The following is a 15,184-nucleotide window of genomic DNA, read 5'->3' as shown; positions in this document are numbered from 1 at the left end:
TCGGCACTCCGATCCTGCAGGTGAGCGGACGGTCCATCCAGTGTCGGTCAAGCAGGCCACCCGCTGAATTCACGGTTTGGACGATTGGGGCAGAATGCCCGGCGGTTTGACGGGAACCCGTCAGGTCCGCCGCCAGGGTAGGACGATGAATCGCTGTCATGAGCGGTACTGGCAGGAAGGTGAATGCGGATAAGACCGGCGTGGATGATTAAGTGGATCTTCGACTGTCCCGGGCGGACATCATCCGGAAACCTCTGTCAGTACTATCACTGACATGTCACGTCGAGAACGGCTCGCGGACCCTACGGCCGCCCAGGAGTTGGGCGGAACTGCGGACGGGGTGCAGCCGGGGGCGCAGGATCCCGAGTCGGTCATGGACTCCGCCGCGCCGCCGCGTCGCCGTCGCCGCGGGCTGCGGATCGTTCTGACGGTGCTCGTGGTCCTGACGCTGCTCGGTGGCGGTGGACTGCTCGCCGGTGGGTTCTACCTGCGGTCGATCGAGTCCGGGATCGAGCGGGTGGAGGCGTTCGTGGACGTGCCGGAGGAGCTCCGGCCGGAAAAGGTGACCACCGCCACGAACATTCTCATCCTCGGCAGCGATACCCGGGACCCGCAGAGCACGTCGGGCTCCCGCAGTGACACGATCATCCTGGCGCACATCGCGGCCGACCGGCAGAGCGCCCAGCTGATCTCCATTCCCCGGGACACCTGGGTCTTCGTGCCGGAGAACCAGGAAGGAACATACGGCGGACGGGAAGCGAAGATCAACGCCGCGTACGCGTGGGGTGGTATCCCGCTGATGGTGCAGACCGTCGAGGAGTTCACCGGAGTCCGGGTGGACAACGTCGCCCTGGTGGACTTCGCCGGATTCCGGGAGATCGTCGACGCGCTCGGCGGGGTCGAGATCGACGTCGAGGAGGCGTTCACCTCCAACCACTCCCTCAACCCCGACAACCGACGCTCGTTCGCCGCCGGCCCCCAGACGATGGACGGCGCGGCGGCCCTCGACTACGCCCGCGAGCGGTACGCCTTCGCCGATGGCGACTTCGCCCGGATCCGCCACCAGCAGCAGGTCATCAAGGCCATCCTGGAGAAGGCGGCCTCCGGTGGGGTGCTGTCCAGCCCGGCCACGCTGAACTCGTTCGTCCGGGCCACCGCCGACGCGGTGGCGGTCGACGAGACGTTGTCCCTGATCGACTTCGGCATGGATCTGCGACACCTGCGCGGCGACGACCTCACCTTTGTCACCAGCCCGACCGAAGGCACCGGGCGGGTCGGTGACGAGAGCGTGGTGTTCGCCGACACCGAGGCGGCCGATTCCTTCTACGACGCGGTCCGTCGCGACGCGGTCGACGAGATTCTCGCTGCGGCGCAGTGACCTACGGCACCGACCACCAGCCCCGCTCCACCGAACCGGGAAGGCATGGCCAAGTCGTGGAAGCGCCGTCGCTGCCGCTGGTGCCCCGGCCACGGCCGGACGTGGGGCCGGATCCGTCGGCTGGCGCCACCGCGGTCCTGCCGTACGCCGGTTCGCGGGCATCGAGCCGCACTCGGCCGCTACGGGCCTGGATGATCGCCGCGCCGGTGGACCTCGCCGCGTTGCTCGCTCCGCTGCTGATCTCCGACCGTTACTGGCGGGGCACCCTGTTCATGGCGGCGTTGACCATCGCCGTCTTCGCGTTCAGCGGGCTCTACCGGGCCAGACGCCATGTCAGCTTCCTCGACGAACTGCCGACCCTGTGCGGACGCCTGCTCACCGCGTCCGGCACCGTCGCGATAATAGCCGGGTTGCGCCACGACTCGGTGGAGTACGTGGCCGACCTGATGCGGGGGATCGCCGTGTCGGCCGTACTGCTGATCATCGGACGCTCGGTCACCCGGGCGGTGGTGGTCTTCGCCCGCCGTCGTCGCTGGGTCGAACACAACGCCCTGATCCTGGGCAGCGGTCCGGTCGCGGCCGAGCTGGCCCGGCTGATGCGCCGCTACCCCAGCTACGGCCTGCGGTTCGCCGGCTGCGTGGACTCGGTCACCCGGCAGACCGACGGCGCGTCGTTGCCGCTGGTCGGGACCTTCGACGACCTCGGCCGGCTGATCGACATGGTCGAGTCCGAGGTGCTCATCATCGCCGATCCGGACTGCCCCGAGGCCGGGCTGATGGATCTGCTGCGCCGACCCGAGTGCGCCAGCCAGGACCTCTGGGCGGTGGCCAGACTATGGGGCTCGGGATCGTACGGGCGGCAACCCGACCACATCGGCGCGATCCCGCTCGTCCACGTGCGGCACATCGCCCTGTCCGGTCCGCGTTGGATGGTCAAACGGGCATCCGACGTGGCACTCGCCTCGGTGGCGCTGGTCCTGCTCAGCCCGGTGCTCGCCCTGTGCGCAGTGGCGACCTTCATCGACGGCGGCCGGGGGATCCTCTTCCGGCAGGAGCGCATCGGCCAGCACGGCCGGACCTTCAACGTGATCAAGTTCCGGTCGCTGCGCCCCGAGACCGACCAGGAGGCCCGGACCACCTGGTCGATCGCCGACGACCGCCGGGTCAGCCTGATCGGACGGTTCATGCGACGTACGTCGCTCGACGAGCTGCCACAGCTGTGGAACATCCTGCGCGGCGACATGACCGTGGTCGGTCCCCGGCCGGAACGTCCGCACTTCGTGGCGAAGTTCTCCGCCGAGCTGCCCGGCTACGCGATGCGCCACCGGGTCCCGGTGGGACTCACCGGGCTGGCCCAGGTCAGCGGCCTGCGGGGAGACACACCGATCTCCGACCGTGCCCGGTTCGACAACTTCTACATCGAGCACTGGTCGCTGTGGCTGGACATCAAGGTGGTGCTGCGTACCGTCGCCGAGGTGCTCCGTGGCCGCGGGCGCTGATCCAGCCGACCGGCGCACCGACGCCCACGAGGGGAGCTCGCAAAGTTGACGACACCACTTGCCGGCCGTCCGGTCGCACTCGTCCATGAATGGTTCGGCGACACCGGCGGGTCAGAGCAGGTGTTCCGGCGGATCGCCGACCTCGTCCCGCACGCCCAACGGTTCGTGCTGTGGTCCGACCCCGGGGTGACCGACCAGGGCCTGCGCGAGTCCTGGCTGGCCCGGACACCGCTGCGCCGCAGCAAGACCCTCGCCCTGCCGCTGATGCCGCTGGTGTGGCGGACCCTCAGCCGGGAGCACTTCGACGTGGTCCTGTCGTCCAGCCACGCCTTCGCGCACACCGTACGGCTCGGTGCGCCGGGGCGGACCCGGCATCTGAGCTACGTCCACTCGCCGGCCCGCTACGTGTGGAGTCCCGACTACGACGGCCGCGGCTCCGGCCGGCTGCTCGCCCTGCCCCGGCGGGCCCTGCAGACGGTGGACGTGCGGCTCAGCCGGCACGTGGCCAGCTACGCCGCGAACTCCCGTGAGGTGCGGGACAGGATCCGGCGGTTCTGGCACCGCGACGCGGTGGTCATCCATCCGCCGGTCGACGTCGACTACTTCGCCACCGCCCAGCCGGACGACCCCGTCGCGCAACGCGACTACCTGCTCGGGGTGGGGCGCTGGATCCCGTACAAGAACTTCGATCTGATCATCTCGATCGCCGCGGCCGCCCGGATGCCGGTGGTCATCGCCGGCTCCGGGCCCCAGGAGGCCAGTCTGCGTCGGCACGCCGACCGGGTCGGCGCCGAGGCGACCTTCGAGGTACGTCCGGACCGGGCCCGGCTGCGGGAGCTCTACCGGGGGGCCCGGGCGCTGCTCTTCCCGGCGCACGAGGACTTCGGCATCATCCCGGTCGAGGCGCAGGCCTGCGGTACGCCGGTCCTCGGGCTGCGTCGTGGCGGGCTGCTGGAGACCGTTGTCGACGGTGTGACCGGACACCTCGTCGACTCGACCCGGGCCGACGACTACGTTCCGCTGCTGCGTCGGCTCGACCAGTTCGACGCCGCCGGTATCCAGGCACACGCCAAGTCGTTCGCCGCGGCCGAGTTCGCCGCGAAACTCGCCGACTGGATCGAAGCCGAGTGTCGGTGACGGCACCGCCGCCAGCCGACTACAGCAGCAGCGAACTGCGGAGATAGTTCGCGATCATGCGCAACGGGCTGGCCCCGTCGGCCGGGCCGGTCAGCCGCAGCACCAACTGCCGGTCGATCGACCCGTCCTGCCCGCCGCGCCAGTAGGCGACCATCACCAGACCGTGCCGCCGCTCACCGTCGACCTGCAGCGTGCTGATCTCGGCGTACGCGGTCGCGATGCCTGCCTGCAGCCACCGCTGACTCCACGCCTCCTCGGCCTGGCGCATCCTCGCCTGCCGGTCCGGGGTGCACCGCTGTGGACAGGGCCGGACCACGACCTCGCCACCGACCTGCTGTTGCTCACCGAACGTGCCGCTGCACCGCAGACGGCGGGTCTGTGGGTCCCGGTCGTCCGGGACGGCAGAGCAGTTCCAGCTCCACGGCACCTTGAGGACCAGACCCACGTCGGCCAGGTCGGTGTAGGTGCGGACCGTGTCCTCCGGGGTGAACCGGGGCCAGTCGGCCCGCCAGGAGCTCTCCACCGGTGGCTCCAACCCGGGCTGGTTCGGGGTGGCCAGCGGCGGGATGCCATCCTGCGGAGGGCCGCCCGGCGGGGTGTCGCTCGGCGGGGTGTCGACCGCCCGGCCCGGCGACGCGCTCGCTGCGGACCGTGATGGGTTCTCGGCGGACCGGTCCGGCCACCAGATGACGGTGGCACCGGCAAGCAGGACCGCCACGACCGCCGCCCCGGCCAGCAGCGGGCCCGGAACGCGTCGGCGCGGTGGTTCGGCCGGGGCGAACCGGGGCACCGGAGGGTACGCCGGTCGATAGTCCTGGCCGAGGGCAAGGAAAATCCGCTCCGCCCCCGCACCGGGCCCGGCAGGGCAGGCGACCCAGGGGACCCGTGCGGTGAAGTTCGCGTATCGGAAGGCCGGCGCTCCCGCCGCCGGGTCGGCCAGCGCCTCGGCGGCCGCAGAAAACGCCTCCCGCCACCGTTCGTCGGCGGCCACATCGGCGTCGAGGATCGCCACGGTGATCCGCTCGCCGTGGGGTTCCACAGCCGACCAGACGCTGCCCGCCGGACACGATCCCAGCATCTCGACGAGCCGGTACGGATCTACCGGTTGCATTCGGCCTCCCGCCCCTGTCCTGCTGGGGATCATAGCGACCGAGGGTGGTCACATCGCTGCTCTTGGTTAGCGACACGGCTCGGGAGCCTGCGGATCTGTCCGCACGGCCGACCGGTCAGGCCGCAGTGTCGCGCACCCATGCCTCGGCGTGCGGCCCGGCGCCGACGATCCGGAGCAACTGGACCGACTGGGCCGGATCATCCACCGTGACGAAGTAGGAGTTGCCCCGCCGCACATGCTGGTGCACGGCCAGGCCGAGCGCGTCACCCGCCTGGGTCAGCGCGGTCAACGCAGCCGGGTCCGGCACCCGGACCCGGACCTGGCTGCGGCGGCGGGAGCCGTTGGCGACCAGCAGCGCCGCCCGCCACATCGTCCGGGCGGCCGGCGTACGCAGGCCCGGCCGGGCGTGTGGCCCGACCTGCTCGGTGGCCGTCTGCCACAGCCGCGCGAGCCAGCCGAGCACCTCGTCGGCCCGACCGCTGGGGACGAGTACGTCGAACCGGTCCCGGTCGTCGCGGCCGCTCATCCGGGCGGTGGTGGCGATTCGTACCCCGGGGAACTCGTCGTCGACCACGGTGGCGACCCGGTGGGCGAGCGCCGGGTAAGCGGTGCTGACCAGACTGACCAGCCCGGAGCGCCGCTGCCAGGGCACCGGCCGCAGCAGATGGGTCACGGTGGCGGTCTCCACTCTGGGCAGCCGGTCGGCCGGAACCGCTGCGGCGACCGCGTCGAGCAGCCGTCGGTGCGGGATGGCGCCCCACCGGGCGGCGGTCGCACCGCCGCACCGGCGGGGCTGGGCCTCAACCGACACGGCCGGCCTCCTCGTCCTCGACGAGGGACCGGTACGCGGGTTTGATGACGTCGTCGATGACCGCCAGCCGCTCGTCGAACGGGATGAACGCACTCTTCATCGCGTTCACCGTCAACCACCGCAACTCCGACCACCCCCACCCGAACGCCTCCACCAACAACCACATCTCCCGCGACATCGACGTCCCACTCATCAACCGGTTGTCCGTGTTCACCGTCACCCGGAACCGCAGATCACGCAACAACCCCACCGGATGCTCACCAATCGAACCCACCGCACCCGTCTGCACATTCGACGACGGACACAACTCCAACGGAATCCGCTTGTCCCGCACATACGACGCCAACCGCCCCAACCGCACCCCACCCCCACCCACCTCGATGTCATCCACAATCCGCACCCCATGCCCCAACCGATCCGCACCACACCACTGAATCGCCTGCCAGATCGACGGCAACCCGAACGCCTCACCCGCATGAATCGTGAAATGAAAATTCTCCCGCTGCAAAAACTCGAACGCGTCCAGATGCCGCGTCGGCGGAAAACCCGCCTCCGCACCCGCGATGTCGAACCCCACCACCCCCACATCCCGGTACCGCACCGCCAACTCCGCGATCTCCTGCGACCGCGCCGCATGCCGCATCGCCGTCAACAACGTCCCCACCCGGATCACCCGACCCGCCTCCGCCGCCTCCGCACACCCCGCCGCGAACCCCGCCAACACCGCCTCCACCACCTGACCCAACCCCAACCCCCGCGACAGATGCTGCTCCGGCGCGAACCGCACCTCCGCGTACACCACCCCGTCCGCCGCCAGATCCACCGCACACTCCGCCGCCACCCGGAACAACCCCGCCTCCGTCTGCATCACCGCCACCGTGTGCGCAAACGTCTCCAGATACCGCTCCAACGACCCCGAATCCGCCGCCGACACGAACCACCGACCCAACTCCGACGGATCCGTCACCGGCAACACATGACCCACCTCGTCCGCCAACTCCACCACCGTCGCCGGCCGCAACCCACCATCCAGATGGTCATGCAGCAGCACCTTCGGCGCCCGAACAATCTCCGCCAACGAAACAGCCACCATGCGAATCTATTCTTCCTTCAGTCGTTACTCGCCGATGTCGTTACTCGCCGTCGGCCCGGTCGTGCTGCAGCCGGTCCCACACCCGGTCGGAGGTGAACGGCAGATCGGTGAAGCGGACTCCGGTCGCGTCCCGCAGCGCGTTCGCCAGCGCGGCGGCCACCGGGTTGAACGGGCTCTCACTCATCGACTTCGCGCCCGCCGGCCCGAGCGGATCGCTGGTGCGGGCGAACAGCACCTCGGTGAGCGGCACGTCGGCATAGGTCGGCAGGTGGTAGCTGCGGAAATCGTCGGTGGTCACCCGACCCTGGTCGTCGATGTCCACATGTTCGGTGAGGGCGGCACCGAGAGCCTGCGCCACCCCACCTTCCACCTGCCCCCGGCACTGCATCGGGTTGAGCACCGTGCCGGCGTCCGCGCTGTGCACGCTGCGCAGGATTCGGATCTCCCCGCTGTCCGGGTCGACCGCTACCCGGAACCAGTGCGCGTCGAAGGCCACCGAGCGGTGCGCTCCGTCGGCGTGCCCCTCGGCGGTGAGCGGCCGGCCGGCCGTCGACGCGGCCCGGGCCAAATCGACCAGATCGACCAGCCGGCCGGCGCACCGCACCGTCGTCGCGTCCACCCGGCACTCCCACGGGTCGACGCCGGTCGCCCGCGCGGCGGCGTCGACCAGCACGTCCCGCAGTGCGACCGCGGCGCGCTGGGCGGCGGTGCCGGCCACCACGGTGCCGGTCGAGGCGAACGCCCCCGTGTCGTGACCGACCAGCGCGGTGTCCGACTGCCGGATCCGTATCCGGTCCACGGTGGTGGCCAGCGCGTCGGCGACCAACTGCCGGTGCACGGTGGTCGACCCGTTGCCGAACTCGGCCATCCCGATGTCCAACTGGTAGCCGCCGTCGGCGTCGAGGGTGACGCGGGCCCGGCCGTGGTGACCGCCCGGTGGTCCGGTGGCGATCATCGCCACCGCCATGCCGTCGCCGACCAGCCAGCCGGCGGCAACGTCCTCCTGCCGGGTCTCGGTCCGGGCCCGCGCAATCAGCTCCAGGCACTGGTCCAGGCCGTAGCTGTGCACCCGTACGGTGTCGTCGTGCCCGACCGGGGTGACCAGCGGATCCTGCGGGCCGATCACGTTGCGGGCCCGGAACGCGACCGGATCGAACCCGAGCCGGCGGGCCAGCTCGTCCACGGCGGACTCCACCGCGAACGACACCTGACCCAGCCCGTAGCCGCGGAACGCGCCGGCCGGAACCGTGTTGGTGTAGACCGACCAACCGTCGACCTGCTTGTTCGCACACCGGTAGAGGGCCACCGACTCGCTGCAGCCGTGTGCCAGCACCGCCGGGCCGTGGTTGCCGTACGCGCCGGTGTCCGCGACGACATGCAGCCGGATCGCGGTCAGCGTCCCGTCGCGGCGCCCCGCCACCGTCACCCGGGTCCGGAACGGATGCCGGGTGGTCGCCGCGGTGAACTGTTCGGCCCTGGTGAACTCCAGTTTCACCGGTCGTCCGGTGCGCAGTGCGGCCAGCGCCGTCACGTCCTCGACGAGCATCTCCTGCTTGCCGCCGAATCCGCCGCCGACCCGGCCGGCGACCACCCGGACCTTCTCGACCGGCAGGCCGAACAGCCGGGCCAGCGCCCGGCGGGTCAGGTACGGCGTCTGGGTGCTGGACCGTACGGTCAGTCCGCCGTCCGGCTCCGGCCAGGCGATCGCTCCGTGCGTCTCCAGGTGGGCGTGCTGCACCCGTTGGGTACGAAACGTCGCGGTGAAGACCTCGTCGGCGTCGGCCAGCGCCCGGTCGACGTCGCCGATCTCACCGTGCACCTCACCGGCCACGTTGTCCACTGGCCGGGCGATGCCGCTGACCGCCGGATCCAGGTCGTGCAGGACGGGCGCGCCCGGGAGCATCGCCGCCGCCGGGTCGAACACCGCCGGCAGCGGCTGGTAGCTGACCCGGACCAGGTTGGCGGCCGTCTCGGCGGCCGCCTCGGTCTCGGCGACCACCGCCGCCACCCGCTGCCCGACGAAGCGGACCACGTCGTCAAGGAGCCGGGTGTCAGCCGGGTCCTCGCGCGGGTTCTCGTGCTGGGCGGTGGAGTACCGCAGGTCGGGGCAGTCGTGGTGGGTGAGTACCGCCAGGACCCCGGGTACCCGCACCGCGTCGTCGGTGTCGACGTCGACGATCCGGGCGTGCGGCACCGTCGAGCGGACCAACTTCAGGTGGGCCAGCCCGGGAACATCGACGTCGAAGGTGAACCGGGCGGTGCCGGTGACGATCTGCCGGGCTGCCGGGGCGGCCACGTTGCCGCCGACCGCCGGGCAGCCAGGGCCGCCGCCGGGGGTGCCGTCGGCGGTGCCGGTCACGTGCCGTACCCCGTCGAGCGCGTCGCGGACCGCCCGGTAGCCGGTGCACCGGCACAGGTTGCCCTTCAGCGCGCGCGGCAGGTCGGCGCGCTGGGTCTCGTCGAGCGCGGCCACCGTCATCACCAGCCCGGCGGTGCAGAACCCGCACTGGAATCCCTGCGCGTCGAGAAACCGCTGCTGCACCGGGTGCAGCGTGTCGCCGTCGGCCAGTCCTTCGACCGTGGTCACCGACCGGCCCTCGGCCCGTACCGCCGGGTAGACACAGCTGTGTACCGGGACTCCGTCGACGTGTACGGTGCACGCCCCGCAGTCCCCGGCGTCGCAGCCCTTCTTCACGCCGTACCAGCCCTGGTCCCGTAGGAACGTGCGCAGGCACTGGCCGGCGGCCGGTTCCCCGACGGCGGCGGTGCCGTTCACCACGACGTTCACCGGCCGTCCTCGCCGTCGGTGCCGGCCGCGGCCAGTTCGGCCCGGACCTGGTCGGCCATCCGCAGCGTGCGGTGCCGCCGCCAGCGCGGCAGGCCGTGCACGTCGTCGACCCAGCCGGCGGCGGCGCATTCGGCGTCGACCCGGTCCAGCAGTTCGGACCCGGTCGGTGCGGCCGGCAGCGACAGCACCACCGGGCGGCGGGTGGCTGCGGTCACCGACATCGTCCACCCGCCGGTGTCCTGGTCGACCGAGCCGATGACCAGCGCCGCCGACCGGCCGTGCCGGAACAGCGACGCCCGGCGCATCGCGTACCGGGCCCGGGCGGCGGCTGCCGGCAGCCGGACGCTGCGCAGGTACTCGCCGGTGTCGAGCAGTGTTGCACCGACGTCGCGGATGAATCCGTCGGCGGGCACCCGGCGCTGCCCGCCGGTCAGGTCGGTGAGCAGGTACTCGGCCCGGGCCGCCACCGCCAGCGACGTCATCGGACCGGCCGGCAGCGCCGCACAGATGTTGCCGCCGACGGTTGCCACGTTCCAGATCTTGCGGGAGGCGAGGAACGCGTCGCAGCAGCCGGCGACCAGCGCCGTCACCCGGTTCCAGCCGGGCGGCGGGGCGAACCGGGCGAGCTCGGCGACGGTGCAGGTAGCGGCGATCTCCAGCCCGTCGTAATCGATCCGGATCGACGGCCAGCGCAGCCGGGTCAGGTCACGCAGCCGGCGCACCCCGGGCTGAGGTTGCGAGAACAGGTAGCTGCCGCCGGCGAGCCAGCGGTCACCGGGGCGCCAGGCGTCGGCGTCGGCGTCGATCACGTCGGAGACGGTATGCAGATCCACGGTCCGCATCGTCCGTCGCCGCCGGCGGCCCGGACAATGACGGCGAAACACAATCCCGACCCGCCGATCAGCCGGGTGGTTGGACGAAGCTACAAGGCGTACCCGGGTGCCTTGACCGGGTGATCAGCCGCTGCCCATCGTTGACGGGTGCTTGCCGGAATCGTCCTCGCCGCCGGCGCCGGCCACCGCTACGGTCGGCCCAAGGCGCTGGTCCGTCTCAACGGGACCCTGTTGGTGTCCCGGGCCGTCGAGACGCTGCGCTCGGCCGGCTGCCGGCCGGTGATCGTGGTGCTCGGCGCGGCGGCCGACGCGGTGTGCACCAGTGCCGACCTGGCCGGTGCCGTGCCGGCGGTCAACCCGGACTGGGCCACCGGGATGGGCTCGTCGTTGCGGGTCGGCCTGGCGGCGGTGGGCACCAGCCCGGCGGACGCCGCGGCCGTCCTGCTGGTCGACATGCCGGGGATCGGTCCAGCGGCGGTCCGCCGGGTGGCGGCCGGCGCCGATCGGCGGACGCTGGCTGCGGCCAGCTACGTCGACGGGCGGCCGGGGCATCCCGTGGTGCTTGGTCGGGCACACTGGACGGCGGTGGCGGCGTCGGCGACCGGTGACACCGGCGCCCGCGACTATCTGCGGGCCCACCCCGACCAGCTGCGTCTGGTGCCCTGCGGCGACGTGGCCGACCCGACCGACCTGGACCGGCCCGGTGACCTGGCCCGGTTCCCGGAGCCCGACCGGTTCGCCGGCCTGGCCCGGTTCCCGGAGCCCGACCGGTTCGCCGGCCTCGACCGGCTCATCGAGGGCGGCGGGTCCGGCGGTGCATCGGCCCGGACGGTGGCGACCGGATGATCGGGCCGGTCCTCGACGAGGCGATGCGCTGGTGGTACGCCGGTGAGCAGGTGGCCGTCGCGACGGTGACCGCCACCGCCGGTAGCGCACCCCGGCCACCGGGCACCAGCATGCTCGTGGCCCCGGACGGTACGGTCACCGGAAGCGTCTCGGCCGGCTGCGTCGAGGCCGCCATCTACCAGCTGTGCCGTACCGTGCTGGAGACCGGCGAGGGGCGGCTGGCGCGCTTCGGCGACACCGGCGACGAGCTCTTCGACCCCGGTCTCACCTGCGGCGGCACCATCGAGGTGTACGTGCAGCGGGTGGACCGCGACAGCGTGCCGCAGCTGGAGCGGCTGCATGCGGCGACCCGGGCCGCCCGCCCGGTCGCGGTCGTCATCTGCCTCACCGGGCCGCCAGCCAGCCAGGGTCGTTGGCTGCTCGTCGACGCCGAAGGTCGGTGGGGTTCGCTCGGCGGGCCGACGCTGGATGCGGCGGCGGTCCGGGTCGCCCGCCCGGCGCTGGACACCGGGCGCACCACGCTCGCCCAGCCCGCCGCCGGCACCACCCTGCTGGTCCTCGGCATCCTGCCGCCGCCCCGGATGATCATCTGCGGGGCGACCGAGTTCACCGCCGCGCTGGCCCGGCAGGGCCGGTTCCTCGGCTACCGGGTGACGGTCTGCGACGCCCGGGCGGTCTTCACCACCCGGCAGCGGTTCCCGGACGCCGACGACGTGGTCGTCGACTGGCCGCACCGTTATCTGAGCGTCGAGGCCGCCGCCGGTCGGGTCGACCCGCGTACGGTGCTCTGCGTACTCACCCACGATCCGAAGTTCGACGTACCGCTGCTGCGGACCGCGCTCGACCTGCCGCTGGCCTACCTCGGGGCGATGGGGTCCCGGCGCAGCGCCGCCGACCGGGCGGCCCGGCTGCGTGCCGTCGGGGTGCCGCCGGCCGCGCTGACCCGGCTGTCCGCGCCGATCGGGCTGGATTTGGGGGCGGTGACCCCGGAGGAGACCGCGGTCAGCATCGCCGCCGAGATCGTCGCGACCCGCAGCGGCCGCGACGGCGGACGGCTGACCGGCGGCCGGGGCTCGATCCATCCGACGGAGTACGGGCCTGCGGCGCACGGGTCAGCTGGCGGTGAGCCGCAACGCCAGGAAGAAGTCCACCCGGTCCTCGAACCGGCCGAGGTCCCGGCCGGTCAACTGCTCTATCCGACCGATCCGGTACCGCAACGTGTTGACGTGCACATGTAGCCGTTGCGCGCAGCGGCTCCACGATCCGTCGCAGTCGAGAAAAGCCGACAGCGTACGCAGCAGGTCGGCATGGTGCGCCCGGTCGTACTCCTCGACCGGCCCGAGCAGCCGGCCGCGGAACCCTTGCCGGGTGCCGGCCGGTACCCCGGCCAGCAGCAGCGAATGCGACGCGAGGTCACCGGCGGCCACCACACTGACCGGGCCGGTCGCGGTGCCGGTGGCGGATCGATGCGCGTGCAGCGCCTCCTCGACCGCCCCGCCCAGCCCGGCGGCACCCACGCCGGCGGCGGAGACACCCATGATGAGCCGGCCGCCGCGCAGCCCTGGCGCCATCCGGTCGGCGGCGGCGACCAGCGCCGAACCTATGGTGCCGGCGCCCTGCGGAGCCAGCGCCAGCACGGCGAGCGCCCCCGAGGGCAGGTCGGGTTCGAGGACGGCGACTGCCCGGTCGGGTGCCAGCCGGCTGAGGAACTCGTCGACCACGGCGACGGTCAGCGTCGCCGGTGCGCGCATCCCGTCCAGCGTGGCGGCGACCGCGACGAACGTGGCGTCCGGGTCGAGCCGGGCGGCCAGCAGCGCGGCCCGCAACCCGGCGAGGTCCCCCGGCGCCCGTAGCGCCGTGCGCAGCTGACCGGCCAACCGTGCCTCCACCCGGGCGGCCTCGTCCAGGTGCGCCCGTTCCAGCGCCACCACGCTGGTCAGTTCGTCGACCGTGCCGGGCAGCGTGTCGAGCGCGCCACGGCAGGCCACCAACCAGGCAGCCAGCCGGTGCTCGGCCCGGCCGGGCACCCCGAACACGGAGAACCGCGCGCCGTCGACCGTCACCGTCGCGGGCAGCCGCTGCGCGGTCAGGAAGGCGCGGCTCAGCGCGTCGGCGACCGGATCGGCCAGCTCGGCCGTTCCGGCCACCACCCGCCCGCTGGTGGTCAACGTCCAGCAGTCGGTGTCGATCGCCGCTGCGACGGTCGGCAGCAGATCGGTCAGCCGGGCGCCGGCGGCCATCGCGGCGACCAGTCCGCGCTGCCGGCCCAGCACCGCCGCCAGCGAGCTGGCCCGCTGCGCCCACAGGGTCGGGTGAACGTCGTCGATGATGTCGCGGAACGACACGTCGGCGGGCACCTCGAACAGCGGTAGCCGGTGCCGGCGGCAGGCGGCGACCAGATCGCGGGGCACGCTGCCGTGCAGCGCCTCACCCGCGCCCAGCGCGGTCACCCCGGCGGCGGCCAGCGCCGCGACGAAGACCTCGGAATCGGCCGGCCCCCGGTGCCACATAAGGCCGGTGAGCACCAGGTCTGCGGTGGCCACGTAGCGGCCCGGGTCGGGCAGGTCGATGACGTTGACCCGGCCGACGGTGCGGTCCCGACCGTCGTCGCCGGTCAGCGGCACCAGCTTCAGATGGGCCTTGTCGAGCACGTCGGCCAGCAGCACAGGGGTCGCCTCCGGTCACGGTGATTGGATGAACCTCCAAAACCGTACGGTGACGATGTTTCGTCTTTGGTCCCTGCGCCGCTACCGGCCGGCTCGCCGCAACTGCTTGACTGCTGCTGCCCAGCGAAAGGGGGACCGGATTGGACCGCGGACTCGACGTGTTCAACACGTTGCCCGCCGATGATGTGCGGGAACTGCTGCTGAGTTGCTGCGCCGCGCCCGGCTGGGCCGCCGCGGTGGCGGCCGGCCGGCCGTACGCCGACCGGGCGGCGTTGACCGCCGCCGGGCGGGCACGGATCGGGGCGTTGCCCTGGCCGGAGGTGGTCGGCGCGGTCGCCGCCCACCCGCGGATCGGGCGGCCGCCCACCGGCACCGGCCGGGACGCCGAGTGGTCCCGTCGCGAGCAGGCGGCGGCGACGGCCGCTTCCGGCACGGCCGCTTCCGCCGCCGGCACCGTCGCTTCCGGCCCCGGCGTCGCGACCGAACTGGCTGAGGTCAACGACGCCTACGAGCAGCGGTTCGGGTACCGCTTCCTGATCTTCGCCAACGGCCGTAGCGCCGCCGAACTGGTGGCCGCCGCCCGGCAGCGGCTGCACCACGACCCGGACACCGAGCAGGGCGTGGTCCGCACCGAGCTCGGCGACATCGCCGCGCTGCGCCTGGGCCGGCTGGTCGACGACATGGCCGCGCCGGCGCCGCTGTCCAGTCACGTGCTGGACACCACCACCGGCACCCCGGCGGCCGGCATCGCCGTACGGCTCGACGCCGCCGACCCGGAGGGCGGCTGGCGCACCGTCGCCACCGGACACACCGACGCCGACGGCCGGCTGCGTGACTGGGTGCCGGGCGCCGGCTGGGCCGCCGGGACGTACCGGCTGGTGTTCGACGTGGCCGACCGACTCGGGGCGGACGCCTTCTACACCGAGATCCCGGTGGTGTTCACCGTTCGCGACGCCGCCCGCCACCACCACGTACCGCTGCTGCTGAGCCCGTACGGCTACACCACCTACCGAGGGAGCTGA

Annotated in this window: 11 protein-coding genes and 1 pseudogene; 6 read left to right on the top strand and 6 right to left on the bottom strand. The window is 72.5% G+C overall.

Annotated elements, in window-relative coordinates; translation table 11 throughout:
* Positions 1-274 precede the first annotated feature (274 nt).
* The 3 genes from O7621_RS21650 to O7621_RS21640 are packed head-to-tail and all read left to right on the top strand — an operon-like array spanning position 275 to position 4,014.
* Positions 275-1,378 carry an LCP family protein gene (locus tag O7621_RS21650; protein WP_282230948.1) on the top strand — a complete coding sequence of 368 codons (1,104 nt, stop codon included), beginning with the start codon at positions 275-277 and terminating at the stop codon, positions 1,376-1,378.
* 56 nt (positions 1,379-1,434) lie between these two features.
* Positions 1,435-2,877, top strand: a complete 1,443-nt coding sequence (locus O7621_RS21645; protein ID WP_282230947.1) for a sugar transferase — start codon at positions 1,435-1,437, stop codon at positions 2,875-2,877.
* Between the two features lie 45 nt (positions 2,878-2,922).
* Entirely contained in the window at positions 2,923-4,014 is a 1,092-nt protein-coding gene (locus O7621_RS21640; protein ID WP_282230946.1) for a glycosyltransferase, read from the top strand.
* Positions 4,015-4,033: 19 nt separating this feature from the next.
* On the opposite strand, the gene O7621_RS21635 is transcribed toward O7621_RS21640, so the two are convergent.
* From O7621_RS21635 to O7621_RS21615, 5 genes are all read right to left on the bottom strand, one after another.
* Positions 4,034-5,125 carry a hypothetical protein gene (locus O7621_RS21635; RefSeq protein WP_282230945.1) on the bottom strand — a complete coding sequence of 364 codons (1,092 nt, stop codon included), beginning with the start codon at positions 5,123-5,125 and terminating at the stop codon, positions 4,034-4,036.
* Between the two features lie 115 nt (positions 5,126-5,240).
* Positions 5,241-5,936, bottom strand: a complete 696-nt coding sequence (locus tag O7621_RS21630) for a hypothetical protein (RefSeq protein WP_282230944.1) — start codon at positions 5,934-5,936, stop codon at positions 5,241-5,243.
* Entirely contained in the window at positions 5,926-7,029 is a 1,104-nt protein-coding gene (locus O7621_RS21625; protein ID WP_282230943.1) for an adenosine deaminase, read from the bottom strand. Before O7621_RS21625 ends, O7621_RS21630 begins: the two co-directional genes overlap by 11 nt.
* Before the next feature lie 40 nt (positions 7,030-7,069).
* Positions 7,070-9,817 (bottom strand): molybdopterin cofactor-binding domain-containing protein, encoded by a 2,748-nt coding sequence (locus tag O7621_RS21620; protein WP_282230942.1) that lies wholly within the window; start codon positions 9,815-9,817, stop codon positions 7,070-7,072.
* Positions 9,814-10,650, bottom strand: a complete 837-nt coding sequence (locus O7621_RS21615; protein ID WP_282230941.1) for an FAD binding domain-containing protein — start codon at positions 10,648-10,650, stop codon at positions 9,814-9,816. Before O7621_RS21615 ends, O7621_RS21620 begins: the two co-directional genes overlap by 4 nt.
* 147 nt (positions 10,651-10,797) lie before the next feature.
* Between O7621_RS21615 and O7621_RS21610 the strand changes: the two genes are divergently transcribed.
* Complete coding sequence (locus O7621_RS21610; protein ID WP_348775254.1) at positions 10,798-11,496, top strand: nucleotidyltransferase family protein; 699 nt, start codon at positions 10,798-10,800, stop codon at positions 11,494-11,496.
* Positions 11,493-12,734 (top strand): XdhC/CoxI family protein, encoded by a 1,242-nt coding sequence (locus O7621_RS21605; RefSeq protein ID WP_282230940.1) that lies wholly within the window; start codon positions 11,493-11,495, stop codon positions 12,732-12,734. Before O7621_RS21610 ends, O7621_RS21605 begins: the two co-directional genes overlap by 4 nt.
* Here the strand turns inward: O7621_RS21605 and O7621_RS21600 are convergent.
* Positions 12,681-14,147 (bottom strand): annotated as a pseudogene (locus O7621_RS21600) (PucR family transcriptional regulator ligand-binding domain-containing protein); the annotation flags it as partial. The gene O7621_RS21605 and the pseudogene O7621_RS21600 overlap by 54 nt on opposite strands.
* Positions 14,148-14,302: 155 nt before the next feature.
* Here O7621_RS21600 and uraD point away from each other — a divergent pair.
* Positions 14,303-15,184, top strand: a complete 882-nt coding sequence (uraD, locus tag O7621_RS21595; RefSeq protein ID WP_282230939.1) for a 2-oxo-4-hydroxy-4-carboxy-5-ureidoimidazoline decarboxylase — start codon at positions 14,303-14,305, stop codon at positions 15,182-15,184.

The organism is Solwaraspora sp. WMMD937 (assembly GCF_029581175.1).
Lineage (GTDB): Bacteria > Actinomycetota > Actinomycetes > Mycobacteriales > Micromonosporaceae > Micromonospora_E.
Note: the sequence above shows the minus strand (reverse complement) of the source record. Positions and strands in the feature narration are given on the sequence as shown.

Coding starts and splice junctions, on each gene's coding strand:
- O7621_RS21650 (WP_282230948.1), top strand. CDS start 275: ATGTCACGTCGAGAACGGCTCGCGGACCCTACGGCCGCCCAGGAGTTG.
- O7621_RS21635 (WP_282230945.1), bottom strand. CDS start 5,125: ATGCAACCGGTAGATCCGTACCGGCTCGTCGAGATGCTGGGATCGTGT.
- O7621_RS21625 (WP_282230943.1), bottom strand. CDS start 7,029: ATGGTGGCTGTTTCGTTGGCGGAGATTGTTCGGGCGCCGAAGGTGCTG.
- O7621_RS21605 (WP_282230940.1), top strand. CDS start 11,493: ATGATCGGGCCGGTCCTCGACGAGGCGATGCGCTGGTGGTACGCCGGT.